Raw genomic sequence first — 18,092 nt, 5'->3', positions numbered from 1 at the left:
GCCATCAGAACAAGACATAGAGTTATTCATGTCGGGGTCTCTTTGGTTATTGGTTTGCTTGGTCGCTACCAATTCAAAGAGGCCCTGGCCTCTTTCCTGCCGCACCACGCCGCACCGCTAGCGCCGCAACTGCGGCGCCAGCCTCAGACCGCCCTAACCATGCTCATCTGCGAAGAGCCACTAATCCGGGATACAAAACTCCACTGATGAGACCGCTTGAAGTGGACACAACATTTGCCTGCTGCTGGCTGTGACCGAAGATGACAGGAAAGGACGCCGAGACCCAACGGGGCGAGAACGCTGTGCCTGCTCTTAAGGAACGCTCCGCCTTCTGTTAAGGAAGGATGATGACGTGGGAGAGTCCCGCCGTACACTTTCGGCGATCTCCCGCCTAACCCTCGGATCTGTGCTGTTTAGTCGTCTAACGAGCCAGGCTGGGCCGCGAGCCACTCACGCACAATACTTAGGACCTCATCCGGGTCTGCGCTGGCAGTTTTGTTGGTTTCGTCGTCAGGACCTCGGCCATACATCACCCTGGCGCGGAATCCGGATAACTGGTTGGGCTCGTACCAGGTACGAATGACCAGCGTGCCCATGGGAGGCATTCCTCCGCCTGCACTGTCGTGATTGGGTAATCCTGACGAACGATCATCGCTTATCACGGCAATTCACCTTACTCTTCGTCTGCGGTTACCGGCAGGACAAACATCTTCAGCGAGTCTCCATGGCCCGGCTCGCCTCGTGCGTCCGCCGGCAAGGCTTTGCGGGGTCCGCTAAGGATGACACGAGCCCGACATGCTGGGGCAGCAGGCTTGACTTTTTCTCTTTTCGACTCAGGCGACTACCAAGGAATTTGTACGATCGCCTTAGAATGATCATGTGACAAACTTTGTCACATGATCACCGAATGGGCAAATCTATTCGAATTTAGTCAGATCAACTTGTATCCCAATGCAACCTTCAGGCGCTAACGCCTGACGCCTCAGATTCACAGCCGCCTGTTCAGCTGGCCGAGCAGTCCCATTGAAGCGCGTGCCTCTGGGCTTGGTGCGCAACTGCCGCAGATTTCATCAACTCGCCAGGGCGCGCGACGTGTGCCCCACGCCGACCACGTCAGCAGCGGTAGTGACGGAGCTGTTGGAGCCGTGCTCCTGCTGTACCATGCCGTTTGCGTCGGCTGGCCCTGTATGGTCCTCAACAACGCCGATCAAGGCTGACCACTCAGTTAAAAATGTTTCGTCTAATTCAGGGGAGGAAAGAGCGTGTTGGCGTCCGGTCGCCTTCATTCGAGGCCGGCGCTCCGAGCCATGTTCCCGCGCGGCATTTGCCTGAGTCGTGGAGTTGCCAGAGCCGCCAGGTCGTCAGCGATCACCCCCATAGCTCCCAGTCGTCCAGCTCTTTCTCTTCAACGCTGCCAATGACCCAGCTGTCTGTACACCTGTGCCTGATCGATCACTCTCTTCGCGCCGCCCGTTCGCCTTAGCGCATGGGGGAATCTGGACGACTGTGTGTCCCAAGCGACCCGGACATCACCACCTTCGAACCCTTTCCTTATAGTTCCCTAGCTTGGGGCAACTCCACCTCGCTCCACAACGTGCCGTGGATTTTCACTCTGCCGCCATCCGGGATGGGTCCATCAGCCTGAATGATCTTATGATGGTGGGCGACTAGGGCCTCCAGCAGTTCCCGTTTCGGGATCGTTTTCTCCCAGCGCTTTACATGGCCCCACGGCAGCATCGCATACCCGCCGTCCCTCCAGACCTCATTGACGAAGTATTTGGGGGTAGCATTGTGAGATCCGTGGTGTCCGATTTTGTAGAAGGCTGCGTCGGCAAGAAGGGCTTTCTTCGTAGCGTCCTGCAGGACATATTCCCAAGCACCATACTGTGCGTCCCCAGGGAAAATCAGGCGAGTACCCTCTACGTCCAGAACAAAGAACAGACTAGTGTTGTTTACTGCGCGTTCCAGAATGGAGGATGCCGATAGGAGCCCGGCATCGTTTGTCAGCCTATGCAGTTGAAGTGAGTTTTTGGCTTTCAGCAGATTACCGGATAACCGATCCTCCTGATCGAGGATGTAGTCGGAATTGAACAGCGGTGGTAGTTCTTCATTTCCCGCGTATTTTTCCGCCTCATCGTCCTCGGTGTCAAGCCTCAGCCAGCCGGCGCGGGCGGGAGGATTCATCTGCCTGAGCATCCGAGGGTCGCGGGATGGGCCAAGAATGTGCGCCGTCACGCCGACGGCTTCTGCACGGATCTCATTGCCGGTTTCGGCTTGAGTCGGCAGGTAGCGAATATTGTGGTGGTTGGCGAAGTGCATGCCATTTCTGCCCAGGAGACGGTCCATGGCATCCGCGTTGTCCAAGAAATTCAGTGTGAAGGATCTCGCATCGGCTACTGCGGCCGGGGGACTGCCATTTTTGAAGCCAGCAATGCGGCGATTGATTAGTGAGAGTAGATTCCGGGCTGCCTCGGTCTGAACTCGTCGCAAAGACTGGGCCTGCGGATCCGATTCGTCTTCGACGAACGGAACCCAGACCTCATCTACCGTCACCTGATCCCATTCGCGCAACGCGAATCCGCGGATATGGTCTGCATGCCGGTGGGTCGCAACTACTACGTCGAGGTGTGGCTTACCCCCCGCTGCGTCGTTCGTCAGGTCAGTAATGATTCCAGTCACGGTTTCCTGAATGGATCTAACCTGCCCGTGGCTGTGCACCCCGCAGTCAACGAGCATCCTCCAGACCGAACTATCCCGCCTAACGGTTACTACGAAGGCGTCGCCGAATCCGACGTTGTACATCCTGACCACGACCATTGGAGATGGCACGGTCTTGGAACTCCTCTCTATTGAAGCTGGAATGCAGGGCGGCAAAGTCAAGGCGGTATAGCGCGTGCACTGGAGACCACGGGCTGAGGGCGTCCTGCGCCTCGATCCATTCCAGCCAATTGCGCAGCGCCTTGAGCCGCTCGGCAGCAGCCCGCCGGTCCTCCGCAGAGTACCCGGCGGCAGGAGTGCTCAGTGCGGAAAGGTTTCCGGCAATTGGCAACGGTTTGGCGATGATGTGGCGCACACGGCCGTCCACGCCGACGATCAGGGTGGTTCCGGCAAGGAAGACGGGGCGACGGTTGACATCCAGGTGCTGATTCTCTAGGTCTTTCCGACGTTGGCTCAGTTGAATCACCAGCTCCGGCCGTGGTTGATGGTCTGCAGCACTCCGGTAGGCAACATGAATGCCTGACAAAGCGATGGGCGAATCCGGGGTCAGGCCTATCTCCCAAGCGTGGGTTTTGGCCCAGCCGCTCAGCGCTTCGCCAAGCTTATGGCCCTGCTGCGTAGTCGTGATGGGTTCCGGACCACTGATGGAATCTGCCGGAGCCGGCTCCCGGACGCGTCCGGCGCGACCCGACGGGTCTAAGTCCATCGTTGCTGAGAGGATGAGGTCGGGAAGATCCATCTCACGTGAGACCTCATGGCCCAGGCTCAGAATGCCGGAAGGTCTGGGCCAGGCTAATGCCTCGTCAGTCAGTGAGGTGACGCGGTCAGGGAAGATGCCGCGGCGGCGAAAAGCTTCGACGAGGCGGCTGCGCAGCCGCAGGCTGTCGCTCGGGAACAGGGCCCGGTCGGCCGTGACAATCGCCCGGACTATATCACCGAACGTGACATCGACAACCGGGAGATAGTCGACCGAACGGATTACCATGCCCAGGATACGGTCTGCATTCTTGACTGCTTCATCAGCTATGCGGGCAACGAGGTCCGGGTGAAGACGACCCGCGGGTAGAACGCCCGAACCGCCGGTGGCGATACGCAGAAGATCGGCAATAGATTCCTGGTAACTGTCGAGATACGCATCAAACACCGCGGCAACGAAGTATGCACCCCGCTCGTGCGGCTCCTCCGCCGCACGAAATCCCTCGGGCGTCCGCTTCGTGCCGATGGCTGAGCGAAGTGCCCGTCCCCTCCCGGAAGACTCACCGAACTCCCGTGCCAGCTCAAGCAACCCGCTGTTCTTTCGCAGGTCCCCGGAGGTTGTTGCCACTGCCTCAAGCACTACGTCCCGGTGAACGAAATGCTGAAACAGCGCAATCAGATCTGCAAAGGCTTCGTGACACGCGAATACATCGCTATTCGTAGCCGAGGCATAGTGCCGGCGGAGCCGATGGATGATGGCATGAGTCACTTCGTGGGCGATAATGTCGTTGGACAGGCACGTGAACATCACCTGGTTAGGAAGATTAGGGCCGGGATCGTGAGGATCGGCCCGGAAGTAGCCAAAGAGGACCGCACGGCGCTGAGGATCGAAGAAGGCATTCTGTCCCTCAAAGGCGTGAGGAACCAGTCGAAGCGTCTGGCTGGCCCGCCACCGGAACCGTCGGCCCATGAAGCGTTCAAACCTTTCGATGACACTCATGGCCACGGCATAGACGATTTGCTGGTGTGCCCGTGGGTCCCCCTGGACCGGGCGGAACCCGTCCTGCCCAAGAACAGCAGGATCGTTAAGTTCAACTGGCTCGTACCACTGCTGACGCGTCTCGTCGAAATCGATTACCTGTACCAAATCTCCTGACGGCCCTGGCCTCAGACCATCCTCGAAGGGAATATCTACAGCCAGGAACCGCCCCGAGAGCCTGGTTGACATCGGATCGAACGCAAAGGTTCTCAGTCGTCGGCGCTCGGGCAGGGGCACGGACGGATGATTGGCCGGGATGTGCGGACGGCCTAGGCTCCTGGAGTCAGCCATTCCTGATCTGCCCATCCGGCATCAGCGGGAATCCGGTCTCGGTACTTCCCGTCTTCGCCAATCCGTCTGCGGACACTGCTGTGAATCCGTGCACCCGGGGGTACACTACGTGGCCCGTAGCCGCCGCAGACTCTCCATAGGACGGCGCGGCCTAAACCCGGCCAGTGAACCTTCCCGGACGCATGCTTCGTCGTGAGGGGACAGATCTTCCTATAAGCCCCTGGGTTGATAGTGACGCCAGCGCCGATAGCGCCGTCCGCGATCCATTTAAGGGCGATATGTGCCAGATCTGAATCATTCTCGGCGAAGCCGCCGCCGATGTCGGAATGAACGCCTGCGAACCAGACCTCGGCGACTTCAGGCCATGGACTCTTGGCTTGGACCAAGTACTCTCGGTATGCACCGCGCTTTTCATCCAGTGCCACGGCATGCCAGACTCGTCGCACGTTGGGTATCTGCCTCGTGTATGGCCACTTTAGTTCCCCACGCAGATTTCCGGCCGTCTTCACTGTGTCCCAGACTCCCAGGAACTCAACCGGAACCGAGGCGTCCGTGAAGGAAGCGGGAACCTTGAACGGCTCAGGCATTGGCACGGAGAACGTCCCGGCAAAACGGCGGATCTGAGTCCAGTCATCCGCGGAAAATTCCCGCCTCTCGCGCGCATACTCACTGACCGCATAAGGAACGAGATTCTCGCAGCCCCCCCGTGGGAGCCCGCAGGTGTGCAATAATCCGGCAAGAGCACGCGCAGTGTAAGCGCCTCGGCTGAATCCAAAGAGAAAAAGCCTGTCGCCGGGTTCCCACCGCTGTATAAGAAAAGTGTAGGCCTCTCCGAGGTTTTTGCGCAGTCCAGCGCCGAAGGCCAACCCCAGCATTTTGGAAACCCACTGGGCCGCGGGAGTCCAAGCGCCCGGCGAACTGAACGTACCTACCCCGGGGCTATAGTAGGCAATTTGCTGTTCGGGATCGGACAAATCCAGCATTTCAAAGAGCCGCACAACATTGGTGCTCGCCCGAGCTTTGAGCCGGTTAGAGGTGCCGTCAAAACAGAGCACTATATTCTTCGTCACGCCCCGCCCCTGATTCCGCCGCCGGAGGCGTCGAAGTTAAGGAATCTGTACAGGATCCGATACTTGGCGAGGACCGGCCACCCCCGCGGGCACAGTTCAGTCAGTCGCTCTTCGTAAGTCCTCTGGCTGGACCGTGACGTTGCAGCTGTGACAGAACTAGGCCAGTTCCGGCGATATTTTTTGTGTACGGCAGTATTCGGATTCTTCCGGCCCAGGCTTGCCACCACTACGCTGTAGGGGAGTAAGGAGCGAATGCCGATCCTCCTCGACTGAGAACGATAGAGATTAATGAACAAACCGTCCGTCTTAGACAATGCGGATCCTATCCTCACATCGAGATGTGAATTCCGGCAGGTCATTGTCGGCAAAACCGCAGATGGTTGAAAATATAGCGACTCAGCGTTACTGGAGCGTTATCACTATGGCCGATCCGGTGGGAAGGCCGGCGCAGCGCTGACCAGGCTTCACTCGCCGAAGAGGAAGGCGGTAATCCCGGCGCCAAGCCTTGGCGCCCCCGCATCTGTTCGCGCCGTAACGTCGGTGTAACGTTTACGCGTTTGAATGGCGATGCTGTCGTGAAAATGGTGTCTCGATAGAACGTGATTCTGGACGATGAGTTCGTAAGACAGATTCATTCTGACAGTGCCAAAGGGGCTCTTCAGGGTTCGTGAGGAAATGAGTCCCTAGAATGAGCGTCATGCCGCCGTCCGAACGGCACTTCTCAAGAGAATAACCAATTTGTAGTTGGCTGGGTTGCTGTAGCCGCGGGCGGTGCGCTTGATGTTCTTGATGGCGGTGTTGTTGGCCTCCACTCGTCCGGTGGTGGCGCCGGTGACGATGAGAACTTCGATCTCTTTCCACCAGCGGCAGACGGTGCGGTAAGTCCTGTTCGTCGCCGGGCGTGCGGCGGTCTTGACCAGTTTCTCGAGTTCGGTTTTCGCTGCCGCGGCGTCCTCCAGGGAGCCGGTGCGCAGCAGCGTCCTGAGCTGTTCCTTGACCTTCCAGACAGCCTCAAGGATGCCGGTGGGATCGTCGGCGGCGAACACTTCTTCCAGCCGGTGGGCTGCCCTCCCGGTGAGCGTGCCGCCGCCGCGCAGGAGCAGCATTCGGTGGGCCCAGGCCTTGTCGACGGCCTGCCGCGGCGGCCTTTGACCTGCTGGGAGAGGCTCTGCCGGGTCTAGGTCATGGCTTGGTTCGCCAGCGAGATCAGGTGGAAGTGATCGACTGCGACTGCGACAGCGGTGCGGGGCAGCCACATCCGCAGCGCTTTTCGGAACGCCGCGGAGGCGTCGATCGCGACGACCTGCACGGCTAGCCGCCAGTGCAAGGGCCGGGCGAAGAGCCAGTCCCCGACGCCGTTGTGGTCCCGCCCGTCGATCACGCCCAGGACCTGTCTGGTATCGAGATCCACGATCGTCGTCATCCACGGTTCGAACCGCGTCCAAGCCTTCGTTGCCGGGTCCTGGAAGTAGCGCACTGACCCGAACCGGTGCTCGTCTATGCCCAGCATCCGAGGGCTGAGCTTGTCCACGTCGGGCAGCCGCAGCAGGCAGGCCTCGTTCAGCGCCGCCCAGACCATCCACCAGGACACGGCGAAGCCGGCAGCTGTTTCGGAGCCGGCCCGGCCGGAGCGGATGACGGCGTCCACGAGCTGGTCCCGGAGCGGATGACGGCGTCCACGAGCTGGTCCCGGAGCCGTCCAGTGGAGCGGGCGCGGCGTGGGACCTGTGGCGTGAATTCAAGAACGACAGCCTGTCGCAGGCTGGTTCTTCGCAGTACCAGCGGTACTTGGACCAGAGCACCTCCACGGTCCCGGCGACTGGAATATCGCGGAGCCGTTGGAAGCGTCGTTCCTTGCGCCGTGAGGAGATCACGCCGCAGCTCGGGCAGCCCGGCGGCTGGTCGGTTTCGATGATGACCTGCCGGCGGCCAGCGGTGAGGGTGGTGGAGATGACGCGGTAGTCGGTCAGGTTGAAGAGGATGGTGGCAGCGTCGGCCTCGACCCCGATAGGCTCATGCAAGGCTCGTGGTCCTGTTCCAGGTTGAATGCGTAGACACACTCATCCCAGCAGGGCCACGGGCCCCTCTGTCTTCAACGACACGAACTCAATTCCCCATCAACCACGAAGAGCCGCCAAACGACGGCCAGAAATTTTGGCATGGGCCGACACCGGGCTCTGCGCCAGTAAGCGAGGGCCAATAAACGGAAAAGGCTCGGTCATATTGATCGCCGTGGTTGCCGGGGCATCGGTTGCGTGGGGCTATTCGATAGCAACCGGGATAGACTGCCTGACACACGTTTCTTGGTGCGCGGTGGGCTGGGCGGCGATCTACTCCAAGGGGAGCTGCCGCAGTAAGTTAAGGGTAAGTTGCCAGCTTTCATCATACTGGTCCAGGAATAATCTGAAGCGGGGAAGCGGCACGCCGATCAGTAGCGTGATTGGGATTAGTCCGGCCAGAATCGGCTCTCGATGGGCCTGAACGTTTTGGCCCGTTCGAACACGCCACGTGTCTCCGGCGGTTGCTGGTAGGAATAGCCTAGGGTCGCTGTGTCTAGGACTTCTCGGATGGTGGGGGCGCCGGGGCATCATCACGCGATGCAGCCGGCGTTCCTACCCTTCGAACCCGGCGATGCCAACTATCGCAATGGCGCGCACCGGGGCCCTGCGTTCCTGCCCTGGCACCGCGAATTCCTCTTCTAGCTGGAAACCGAGCTGCGTGCCGTCGACTCTTCCGTTTCCATCCCATACTGGAAATTGGACCGAAGATTCCGCACAACCGGGAGCATCCCATGTGGGCTGGCGGCTTCATGGGCGGCACTGGTCTTGTCTCCATGCAGTCGGGCTAAACGGCTGATAACGGCTGAGTAACGGTAAGTGAGCAACGATAGGGCGGCCACGTGGAAGGACATACCCATGAAGATCCCGGCTCCTGCGGCCCGGAAGGTCGAGATCCGAATAGCTAACCTCCTCGACCGTGATCGCTTCGGTGAGCGATGGAAGTATTGGCCCATGTGGCGGAGCAATGACGGGTTCTGGGAATGCGACATCGCCTCACTCGGCTTAGCGGACGGCGACTACGAGTACGAGTACGTGGTGGATGACGACCACGCCGCGCCCGTCCCCGACCCCTACGGGCAGGAGATCACCCGCTTCGGCGGCTACCGCACTTTACTTCACGTTCGCGCCGGCCGCGTGTGGGCCCAGCCTCCCTTCGACTGGAGTGACGAACTCCCCCTCGGCACGAGGTTGCCGGACAATAACCGCATCGTGGTGTATGAGATGCCGCTCCGCTGGATGGACGGTGACCATTCTAGGCAGGTAGGTCTGGGGACGTTCGAAAAAGCGGTCTTCGATCATCTCGACAGGCTGGTCGCTACGGGCGTAAATTGCATCGAGCTGCTACCACCCCTGGACTCCTCTGACACGCTGAACTGGGGTTACGGTACGCGTTTCTTCTTCGCTCCTGACTATGACATGGGTGCGCCAGTGGACCTGAAGTGGTTCATCAAAAAATGTCATCAACGGGGCATCCGTGTACTCGTCGACGTGGTGATGAACCACGCGCGCGGGTGCCCGCTGGGACGTTTGGCGTGGGAGCGCTACTTCATCCAGCGCGAGGAAGAGCCAGGGCGCGGTGAGGACTACAGCGGTCAGATGTTCCGGTATCGCGAGATGATCGACGGCCAGCACTGGGCGCGACTCCTACACTTCGACGTGGCGCAGTATTTGATTGAGGAGTACCATGTCGACGGATTTCGTATCGACGAGTTCAGGGGAATCGACAACTGGGAGTTCATCCAGCAGTTCCGGGACGCCGCCTGGGAGGCGTTCCGTGCCCGGTTCCCCGACCGCCCCTTCATCGTGATCGCGGAGGACTCGTGGTCGCGCACCGTCATCGTGCGGGCGGACGCCAACAACCCGAACCGGCGCAAGGTGGTCGACGCGATGTGGAACTTCAGCAGCCGCGACGAACTCCGCCGCCTGCTGGTAAACAGCATGCAAACGGTTCACGGCCGGCCTTCACGGCGGGAACGGATTGTCGGCCTAATCTCGGGGAGCCACCGGTGGGACGAATTGCGAGGGCAATTCGAGGGCGGCTTCGACGATATGGCGCAATCAGTTGCGTACATAACCTCCCACGACGTGGAAAAGAACGGCGAACGCCGTTTCATGAATGACGTACTGTCGTCATTGTTGCGCTACTTCAACCATGGCGACGGATCTTTCCAGCAGGTCCGGGAAATCGCTGAGACCCTGGATCGGAACCCGCAGCAGGTGCCGGAACACATTCGTTTCCTTTACCAGCAGGCGCTCGACCGGGTCCGCAGCGGGTATGCGCTCCTGATGACGACAGCAGCAATTCCAATGCTGCTGGCGGGCGAGGAGTTCGCCGACATCCACGACACGAACCACTACGACTGGCAGCTGAAGATGTCGGACCCCGTGGACTGGAGCCGACGTAGCCACGACGGACACCGCGAAACCGCCGCCGCTGTGACCGACCTTATCTGGATGCGTCACGGCCACCCAGCCTTGCACCGCAATGAGGTCGAGTTCTTCCACTTCCACCCGACGATCGATGAGAATGACGGCCACCGGGTGTTCGCCTACTGCCGAACAGCTGGGCGCCCGCTCGGCGCGGAAGGCCAGATCGTGGTGGTGGCCAACCTCGGTGCCAACGACTACCCAAGCTACATTCTGCCATGGCCCTGGAGAGGCGCATGCACGGAGCGAGGTTCACGGCCAGGCACGACGCCTCTCCAGATACCGGGCAATGGATCCGCTACTCTGTCGCTCCAACCATTCGAGGTGCGTGTTTTCGAGTCGCACTGAGTCGTCGATGACCGTTGCCGGCATCGAGAGCATCGTTACCTATCTGGTCGGTCTTCTCCAAGAAGCGCGGCGTGAACCGGAAGCCGGGGCCACCGGTCCACGACGACCTGGTGGAGCGGGACTTCAGCGCCACGGCACCGAACGAGCTGTGGCTGACGGACATCAGGGAGCACCCCACTGCGGAAGGGAAGCTCTACCTCTGCGCGGTGAAGGACGTCTATTCCGGCAGGATCGTCGGGTACTCGATGGACTCGAAGATGGAATCCTCGCTGGCCGTTGCTGCGCTGGAGAATGCGGTGCGGGCCCGGCGCCCTGTAGGGACCGTGGTGCACTCCGGTAGTGGGTCCCAGTTCCGGTCCCGCCGCTTCGTTGAATCGCTCCGGCACCACGGGCTGACAGGATCCATGGGCAGGGTCGGTGCGTGCGCGGACAACGCTGCGATGGAGTCGTTCTTCTCGCTGCTGCAAAGAACGTTCTGGACCGTCAGCGGTGGCCACCAGGCAGGACCTGCGGCTGGCCATCACGACCTGGATCGAGCGGGCCTACCACCGCCGGCGACGGCAAAGACGGCTGGGGAAACTCACGCCCATCGAATATGAAACAATCAATCGGACCGCGCTCAAAGCGGCCTAGGACCCCGAGTCAACAAAAGCCGGGGCAGTCCCGGCTTCGAGTTCTCGTTCGCTGACTAACCTCCCTTGCTGCTGCAGGAACTCGGTGACCTGTAGGTGGGGGTTCGCGCCGCCATTCTGTTGGCAAAATCCGCTTTCGGCATCGAGTGAGTACGCACCGTGGCAGACCGGTGGCCATGGTGAGGCTGGCTTCGTGAAGATCATCAAATCATGGGGCGGGAGCGGCACCCGCCGGGGAAGCTCTGCCTGAATGCCCGGCGACGCGCGGCATAAAGCCCCGTCTCAGCGGCACCTTGTCATAAGCGCGGCTATCGGTGCTATGGCAATGAAGCTCATCGGGTACGAGCGGGTCTCAAATCAAAGCCAAGAAATCGACCGGCAGATCGAGGATAAGTTGGCCGCTGGAGTCCGCCGAGACGACCTCTGCAGGGACCGGGGAGTGAGCGGCGCCGGGACCAGCCGGCCTGGTTTCGATTGGCCCTGGTTTTCCTTGGAAGAAGGGGTCGCCTAGTGATCACGCCGCCGAACCTGCTGGGCGGTCAACGATGAATATGCTGGGGCTGTTGGAAGAACCGAGGGGAAAGGTAGCCCTTCGCGTGCTGAACATGGGCGGCGGGATCGTCGATACCGCAACACCGACGGGCAGTATGGTCTTCACCGTAATGGCCGCTCAGCCACAAACGGCACTGGAGATCAAGCGCATCCGGTTTGCCAGGCAGCTTATTCGGTCCCAAAGAGGGTCCGTTCATCGCCATGGGACGATATGGTTATTGGCGCATTCAATCCCCGCTGAGACTTCGTCAGCCCGGAGGCCAATACTCAGTATTTCTTGGGCGTCTTGCCCCGTTTCTTCATTTCCGTCTCTGTCCCTTCAGATTCGGACCATTGCGGTTCCTGACCAGGCTTGAGCGATCTTCGCCCGGGCTGCGTTAATCCGATGATTTTGGTGTGGCCTATTACTTCCGATCGCCAGAAAGCCGCCGATTTCCTCGCAAATTCCTGACCCTTCTTACCTTGGAATGCAGAGCATGACCGATAATATATCTCGGCGCCCGTCCCGCTGATGTACGAGCGGAGCTCGACAAGTAGCTGTTGTCGCCAGGTGAGTGAGTCGAACCATGCTTTCCACTTCTCATAGCGTCTGGGATCCGCTGCCATCATGGTCAAGGTCGGTATGTAGCCGAACTCCTCAAGTCCGGGGATTTCGAAGTCGGCAGCAGTGATCTCGTCCCCCGTCTTGGCGATGTTCATTGCGTTGCCCGCGCTGCCATGGCTCCAGAACTGGATCTCTTCCACGCTGTCGCAGCCTTCGTTTGCCACCGTGTCGACGATCCGCTTCAGCATGTATTCGATCGTGTGGCTAGAGGCAATGGCGTGCCCGCCTCTAGCCCCCGTAGCCCACATCGCCGCGCCAACCTTCCAGGAAGTTCCTAGAAATGTCGGCTCCGTACTGTCGTAAACGTAGAAGTTGCATGCCTGGCGTTGGACGACAGGAATGGGAGAGGGGCTCATCGCGCCACCCGCGCTCTGCCCCGCCGACACCTTGGGACCGTTGGGAGTGCCATCCACGGTCGCCCGGGCACGTAATAGGGCACTCGTGGCTCGATTGCCGGCCGTTTGCTGGAGAGCCAGGGCGGACTGCGCCCAAGATAGCGGACGGGTAGTGTGCTGCGGCGGGCGAGAAACGATATCGTCCTCGTGCACGCCATATAGGAGCTTGAGCATGAGAACCCCCTGATCGGCTTGGCAAACGTACCGCGGACGCCGTCACCCACCTAGCCTGAAGGGGCGATCAAAGGGGAGGTCAACGGGCGGTCGTCCGGCCCTGGCACGAGAGGCTGAAGCTGTCCAGTGAAATCGACTGATCAGAAACGGCCGTTTCTGGCCCGCTCGCGGCTAGCCTGCGCAAATATCTGCGGAGATTGTCGATATGTGGCGGCGCTCTGTGTTCACTTCATGTCGCACCGTTCACTTCGAGCTGTTTCGGATGGCGAGAGTTTTGAGGCGCAGAGGTTCCCAAGCCGCTTGAAGCCATCCCACCAACGTCGCGGTCTCCGCCTCAGTTGCCCGGTCCCATGCAATCTCAAGCATCCCCAGGACCCGGCCAGGTCAGAGCGGCATAGCAGCAAGACCTTAATGTACGGGGACTGAGGTCGGCGGCGGCCAGATAGCGGATCCAGGAACTGACTTCCGCAACGGCGTTACCCGCTTGATCAAGCAGAAACATAGGGCTCGTGCAACCCTGGGCCATCCTCGACTCGGCCGACCCTGGCGAGCTCAACCGTCCCATCCCGCAAGCAGCGCCGGGTCTCAGAATCTGGCCATTGTTCTAACACTCGGCATCACCCTTGATGGTCGCAGCTGGAGATCACCCTGCCCTTCCATGCCTACAACCAAAGGCGTCAGAAAATCGCACGCCGCGCGGGCAGCAAGTGCAGATAACTCACCACTGCCTGATACCGCCCTCGTAGGGTTGCCCGACACCTTCCACGAGGAGTCCCTCAACGCCGGTGGCCGGCAATGTCCGGCCGGCACTGGCTAGCCCGGGACGTTCCTCGGGTCATTGCCGTAGCTGTTGCGCTCGGCGATGGTCCCGTCCATGTTCTTGATGATGTGCTCGACTCGGTCCTCGGCTGCGGCAGCCCGCCCGACGGCTATGGCCTCCTTCTTGGTGCCGCCGGCTGCAAATGGGCGCTCGGTTCCTTCCCGGCGGTTCTTCCACTGGCCGTCCTGGTGGTACGTCTCGATGTCGCCTTTAGGCATTGGGCTACCTTTCCGTCGGGGAGTGTCTCCCTGACGGTACCCCCGGATACCGCGGGCCAAACACCGAACTGCCTGGCAGGCTGCCGCAGGCTTTCTGGGGAGTCAGGCGCGAAGCTGGCCAGGTGCTCCCGGAGGCCCGGGTAGTTGCTGTTCTCGGCGAGGACCTTCTCGAAGTTTTTCCGGGCCATCGAGCGCTTGCCTTCACTCAGGTAGGTGAGGCCGCGTCCGACCAGGGCGCGCTGGCGGAGCTCGGCGGGCCGGGATCGGATGCGCAGGGCTTCCTTGAAGGACTCCCTGGCCGCATCAGGGTAGCCCTGCTCACGGAAGGTCATGCCGCGCTGGATCAGGAGGTAGGTGACCGCTTCGTCCTCGTTTTGCAGGCCCTCGGTGAGATCGACGATCTCATCCCAGTTGCCTTGTGCCGCGTACAGCTCCGTCAGGGATACGGCTGCGATGGTGCTCGGCTCCAGCTGCTCAACGACGTCCACGGCCGCCGGCAGGTCGCCCGCTTCTTGGTAGAGCTCGGCGAGCAGCAGCCCGATGAAGTCTCGGTCCGGGACCACCTGAACATCGATGCCCTCCGCGATGGGCAGCCCAAAGCAGGCAGAGGGCAGATACTTCCGGATGAACTCGTCCGTGGCCGGCTCGTAGCCCGTGCTGAACAGCCAAGACAGCAGCTCGATGGCACGGTCCCGGTTTCCCTGGGGTACGGCGACCAGCGTGGCCTCAAACAGGGCAGCGAGCTTCCGGGCCGGTTCAAACTCGTTGCCGATCTGTGCCAGCTCCTCGAACGCGGGACGCCCCAGCAGTGCCCGGTGGAGTGCCTTCTCCCATTTCGGGGCGAACAGCCCAGGCGTTGCAGGTTTGGGAGGCGGGGCTGCCGCAGTGCGGGCCCGCGCGGAGGATGTCCTCTGCTGAGAGCCGGTGGAGAGGGTCTTGGTGTGGGAAATGCCCGAGCCGGGGATGCCGACTGTGCGGGTGACGCGACCGGAGGAGTTGGCCGAAATCCGTGCCCCGCGCACACCGGCGCTGATGCCGACGCTTTTGGGGGTCACCGTCATCCGGATCCCTGGTGCGATCTTGAACGATTTGCGAACCCTGAAGCCCATGTCTTCCCCCATTCGCGGGAAGCGGAGAGCTTAGACATGCTCATCGCGCTGAATCCAGGCCTGCCGGACTTCCCGGACGCACCATGTGGCGAGTGTAGCTGCCACAGCGAACAGCGCTTTGCTCTAACAGCAAGACCCCGCCCAAGGGAGCGGGGTCTTGCGTTTGCCTACAGCAGCCAGCGATCTAAGAGACGAGCTTTGCGTAGACAACATAGTTGTCGTCAAACTCACCTGTTTTCGGGTCGTACCCGTCACAAGTGATGAGCCGTAGCTCAGCTCCCTCCGTATTCCCATAAACCTTTTCTGTCGGGAACTCGGCCTTGGAATATTGTTCTCCACGATCAGCTACAAAAGAGACCGTTGTGCCGTCCTTGCGGACAACCTTGATGAGGTCACCCTTCACGAGACTTCGCAGGTCGGCGAACACGCCCGGCCCTCCGTCAGTCGCGTTGACGTGTCCGTAAATTACGGCGGGCCCCAGAGCGCCTGGTGTCGGCGATCCGTTGAACCACGCTGCTGGTGCGCCTGGCCCGTCCGGCGGCACTTCCAGAGTCCTATCATCACGAAGGCCCAAGCTGATCAGATCAGACTGTGTGCCTGATTTCGGGATCTCTATAGATAGCGGGACAGAGTCTGCGGTGGGCGCATGCGGCGACACCGGTGCGGTCGGGGTGGACGACGGCGCTTCCGACGTAATACCCGTGTCAAGCGCGCTGACAGTCTCCGTGGAAGTGTTAGTTGCACAGCCTGTAAGAAGTAGCAAAGCGACCGCCACAGACGCAAAGCATCTGCGACGGCCACTGGTTGAGCTAGTCATTCGAAGCGATCAGTTCGAGAAGCTCTACGCCTGGCCGGCCATCCGGCGGCGCACGATGACGGTTCCGGTGGCAGCAGCTGCCACGAGGCCACCAAGGGCGAGGAAGCCCATGCCATTGTCGGTTTCCTGCGTGACGCCAGTGGGAGCGCCACCAACAGGCATCTGGGCTACCTGAGCCTGAGCGGGAGCCTGAACGGGAGCCTGAACAACGGCACCGCCAGAGCCGCCCTGCTCGCAACCGATACCATCATTGTCGCGGTCCAAGTGCGTGCCGTAGCCGGGATCCCCTACCGGGATGTTGAAGGCGCCAGCTGCTGCTGCCTCAGTGCAGTTTGCGTATGCGGCCCCGACAATGGCATTGGCGGGGGTCGCTGTCAGCGCTGAAAAACCGACCACTGCCGCTACTGCCAAGATTGAAGTGCTTTTTCTCATTTTACTTCCCCATCATTCTCTATAAATTTCAGATAGTCAGGCACGCAAGCAAGACCATAGGGAAAACAAGAGCACCTGCCCCCCATGGCCAGCGTAACTGGCTTCTCATTGGCTCTTGCCGAGCTAGTTATATCAGTGCCGTGGCGTAATCGCGGCATATTACGGCCATACCGCTACGCGGCCGTGCAGGTGTTTTGTGCTCTGCAAATATCCGGTCCGCCGGAAGCCTCCGTCGACTAGCTCCTAGATGTGGGTTGCGTTTCGACATAGTTAGGACTTCCGGGCATGTGCACGGTCCACGTAAATTCACCCCGTGAGGCCGCTAATGGCGAACTGGGGGTGGTGGTGGGAACCCCGACTTCCCTGACCGCAGCACGGAGCCTCCACTTCAATGCCCTTGATGTGGTTGTTCTTGCCGCCCTCCTTCCACGTGTCGTTCCACAGTTTGACCACGTTATGGGGAGTGAACTAAGCTCTCCGGACGCTCGGCCCATGACCAGTGCACCTTGTTCTGCACGTCCGGCGAGCCAGACCGACGAAACAGGCCTGTCTTCTCCTTGATGAGACACTAACGGCATAGGGAGCAGATTCGAATATTTCGCGGCGACTGGGGCTAAACTTCGAGCGTTCGCATTTCGGCGTCACCAATTTGGGGGATTCATTGAGCGTTAGTAACAACGAGGCACTGGCTTACGGGGAGGCACCTGTAGCGGGCAACGGTTCGCTGGTCGGTGCTGGCGCTGGGCCGGTTGCCGGGTATCAGATTTATGAGTTCCGCGGCGGGGCCGCTTCATGGTTCGGCACTCAGATTCTGGGTGTACTGATTACGGTCTGCACGCTGGGAATTTGCTACCCGTTCGCTATTGTCCTGGTCGAGCGCTGGAGGGCCAAGAACACCTTCCTTCAGGGCCGTCAGCTTCAGTTCGTCGGCACGGGCATCGGCATCTTCGGGCTGTGGCTCAAGTGGCTGTTCCTGTCTGTCATTACCCTAGGCATCTACACCTTCTGGGTGTACCCGCGGCTGATGCAGTGGAAGGTCGAAAAGACCGTCTACGCCTAAAGAAGGAAAGAGGGTACGGATGTCCGGACGCCCCTCACAAAAATGACCCCGTACCCCTCAGGTGCGGGGTCCTTTGCTCTGCCCGGTCAGGATTCGTGACGGTTCCATGGTCCGGGGTGGATGCGGTGGGCGATGACTGTGCCCGGCGCCGACTCCGCGGTGGAGAGCCGGTGAGGGCATGGGCGTAGCTAACCCCGGCTACATACTGCGCAGCCTGAGGTTTCAACTACGGGAACAAGAATTACGGCGCACGGGCAGGGGAGGGTTGCTGGAACCTGCTGAGGTGTAGCCACTAAACGGTGCCCCGTCGTCCCTGCTGTTCCTGGCGCAGCCTGGGGGAGACCCGGCGGGTTCCTGTCGCCTCGGTGAGGGCCGTGAGTCCGGTTGTGTCCAGAAAGCCGGCGACCTCAATGGAGCCATCTGTCCGGACCCGGACGTCGACCCTGTTCCCGGTGTTCTCGGGCAGGTAGCTCTCGTAACGGTCAGTGAGGTGGATGAACCGCTGGTTCGTGGAGCCGGCCAGGGCCCGCCGGGGTTCCGGGCTCCACATCTGGTACGGGCCGTCCACGAGCAGGTCGATGGCTGCAAGGAAGGCGTCGGTAGGTTCGTCCCTGCCCTGCAGCGATTCGT

The 18,092-nt window shown here is 60.6% G+C and carries 13 protein-coding genes and 4 pseudogenes; 5 read left to right on the top strand and 12 right to left on the bottom strand.

The window, feature by feature from the left end; genetic code table 11:
• Positions 1-207, top strand: a 207-nt coding sequence (locus ACIP9X_RS21610) for a hypothetical protein (RefSeq protein WP_400481800.1), incomplete at its 5' end; no start/stop codon positions are given.
• Positions 208-1,551: 1,344 nt separating this feature from the next.
• On the opposite strand, the gene ACIP9X_RS21605 is transcribed toward ACIP9X_RS21610, so the two are convergent.
• From ACIP9X_RS21605 to ACIP9X_RS21580, 6 genes and pseudogenes are all read right to left on the bottom strand, one after another.
• On the bottom strand, positions 1,552-2,679 hold the full coding sequence (locus tag ACIP9X_RS21605) for a hypothetical protein (RefSeq protein ID WP_400481799.1): 1,128 nt from the start codon (positions 2,677-2,679) through the stop codon (positions 1,552-1,554).
• Between the two features lie 79 nt (positions 2,680-2,758).
• Positions 2,759-4,690, bottom strand: a complete 1,932-nt coding sequence (locus tag ACIP9X_RS21600; protein WP_400481798.1) for a hypothetical protein — start codon at positions 4,688-4,690, stop codon at positions 2,759-2,761.
• A gap of 32 nt (positions 4,691-4,722) precedes the next feature.
• Positions 4,723-5,814, bottom strand: coding sequence for a DUF2235 domain-containing protein (locus ACIP9X_RS21595; RefSeq protein ID WP_400481797.1), 1,092 nt, complete (start codon positions 5,812-5,814; stop codon positions 4,723-4,725).
• A gap of 695 nt (positions 5,815-6,509) precedes the next feature.
• Positions 6,510-6,938 (bottom strand): annotated as a pseudogene (locus tag ACIP9X_RS21590) (transposase); the annotation flags it as partial.
• 53 nt (positions 6,939-6,991) lie between these two features.
• Positions 6,992-7,462, bottom strand: a complete 471-nt coding sequence (locus ACIP9X_RS21585) for a transposase (protein WP_400481796.1) — start codon at positions 7,460-7,462, stop codon at positions 6,992-6,994.
• A gap of 130 nt (positions 7,463-7,592) precedes the next feature.
• Positions 7,593-7,874 (bottom strand): annotated as a pseudogene (locus ACIP9X_RS21580) (hypothetical protein); the annotation flags it as partial.
• An 855-nt stretch (positions 7,875-8,729) separates the two neighbouring features.
• Here ACIP9X_RS21580 and ACIP9X_RS21575 point away from each other — a divergent pair.
• The 3 genes and pseudogenes from ACIP9X_RS21575 (at position 8,730) to ACIP9X_RS21565 (ending at position 11,792) form a co-directional block, all read left to right on the top strand.
• The gene (locus tag ACIP9X_RS21575) at positions 8,730-10,649 is read left to right on the top strand and encodes an alpha-amylase family glycosyl hydrolase (RefSeq protein ID WP_400481795.1); all 1,920 of its coding nucleotides are present in this window, start codon (positions 8,730-8,732) and stop codon (positions 10,647-10,649) included.
• A 41-nt stretch (positions 10,650-10,690) separates the two neighbouring features.
• A pseudogene (locus ACIP9X_RS21570) lies at positions 10,691-11,282 on the top strand (IS3 family transposase); the annotation flags it as partial.
• Positions 11,283-11,531: 249 nt separating this feature from the next.
• Entirely contained in the window at positions 11,532-11,792 is a 261-nt protein-coding gene (locus tag ACIP9X_RS21565; RefSeq protein WP_400481794.1) for a recombinase family protein, read from the top strand.
• A gap of 308 nt (positions 11,793-12,100) precedes the next feature.
• On the opposite strand, the gene ACIP9X_RS21560 is transcribed toward ACIP9X_RS21565, so the two are convergent.
• From ACIP9X_RS21560 to ACIP9X_RS21540, 5 genes are all read right to left on the bottom strand, one after another.
• Positions 12,101-13,006, bottom strand: coding sequence for a hypothetical protein (locus ACIP9X_RS21560; protein WP_400481793.1), 906 nt, complete (start codon positions 13,004-13,006; stop codon positions 12,101-12,103).
• Between the two features lie 813 nt (positions 13,007-13,819).
• Positions 13,820-14,044, bottom strand: a complete 225-nt coding sequence (locus ACIP9X_RS21555; RefSeq protein WP_400481792.1) for a DUF2188 domain-containing protein — start codon at positions 14,042-14,044, stop codon at positions 13,820-13,822.
• Complete coding sequence (locus tag ACIP9X_RS21550; protein WP_400481791.1) at positions 13,936-15,153, bottom strand: DUF4236 domain-containing protein; 1,218 nt, start codon at positions 15,151-15,153, stop codon at positions 13,936-13,938. The genes ACIP9X_RS21555 and ACIP9X_RS21550 overlap by 109 nt, the downstream gene beginning before the upstream one ends.
• A 184-nt stretch (positions 15,154-15,337) precedes the next feature.
• Positions 15,338-15,970, bottom strand: coding sequence for a class F sortase (locus tag ACIP9X_RS21545; RefSeq protein WP_400481790.1), 633 nt, complete (start codon positions 15,968-15,970; stop codon positions 15,338-15,340).
• 24 nt (positions 15,971-15,994) lie between these two features.
• Positions 15,995-16,381 (bottom strand): excalibur calcium-binding domain-containing protein, encoded by a 387-nt coding sequence (locus ACIP9X_RS21540; RefSeq protein WP_400481789.1) that lies wholly within the window; start codon positions 16,379-16,381, stop codon positions 15,995-15,997.
• 682 nt (positions 16,382-17,063) lie between these two features.
• Here ACIP9X_RS21540 and ACIP9X_RS21535 point away from each other — a divergent pair.
• Positions 17,064-17,462: a DUF898 family protein gene (locus ACIP9X_RS21535; protein WP_400481788.1), complete on the top strand. Its 399-nt coding sequence runs from the start codon at positions 17,064-17,066 to the stop codon at positions 17,460-17,462.
• A gap of 292 nt (positions 17,463-17,754) precedes the next feature.
• Here the strand turns inward: ACIP9X_RS21535 and ACIP9X_RS21530 are convergent.
• Positions 17,755-18,092: pseudogene (locus tag ACIP9X_RS21530) on the bottom strand (hypothetical protein); the annotation flags it as partial.

The organism is Arthrobacter sp. NPDC093125, from assembly GCF_044754225.1.
In the GTDB taxonomy this organism is placed as follows: Bacteria; Actinomycetota; Actinomycetes; order Actinomycetales; family Micrococcaceae; genus Arthrobacter.
Note: the sequence above shows the minus strand (reverse complement) of the source record. Positions and strands in the feature narration are given on the sequence as shown.

Excerpts from the sequence above, each read along its gene's own strand:
- ACIP9X_RS21575 (WP_400481795.1), top strand. The coding sequence starts at position 8,730 with ATGAAGATCCCGGCTCCTGCGGCCCGGAAGGTCGAGATCCGAATAGCT.
- ACIP9X_RS21565 (WP_400481794.1), top strand. The coding sequence starts at position 11,532 with ATGCCCGGCGACGCGCGGCATAAAGCCCCGTCTCAGCGGCACCTTGTC.
- ACIP9X_RS21560 (WP_400481793.1), bottom strand. The coding sequence starts at position 13,006 with ATGCTCAAGCTCCTATATGGCGTGCACGAGGACGATATCGTTTCTCGC.
- ACIP9X_RS21555 (WP_400481792.1), bottom strand. The coding sequence starts at position 14,044 with ATGCCTAAAGGCGACATCGAGACGTACCACCAGGACGGCCAGTGGAAG.
- ACIP9X_RS21550 (WP_400481791.1), bottom strand. The coding sequence starts at position 15,153 with ATGGGCTTCAGGGTTCGCAAATCGTTCAAGATCGCACCAGGGATCCGG.
- ACIP9X_RS21545 (WP_400481790.1), bottom strand. The coding sequence starts at position 15,970 with ATGACTAGCTCAACCAGTGGCCGTCGCAGATGCTTTGCGTCTGTGGCG.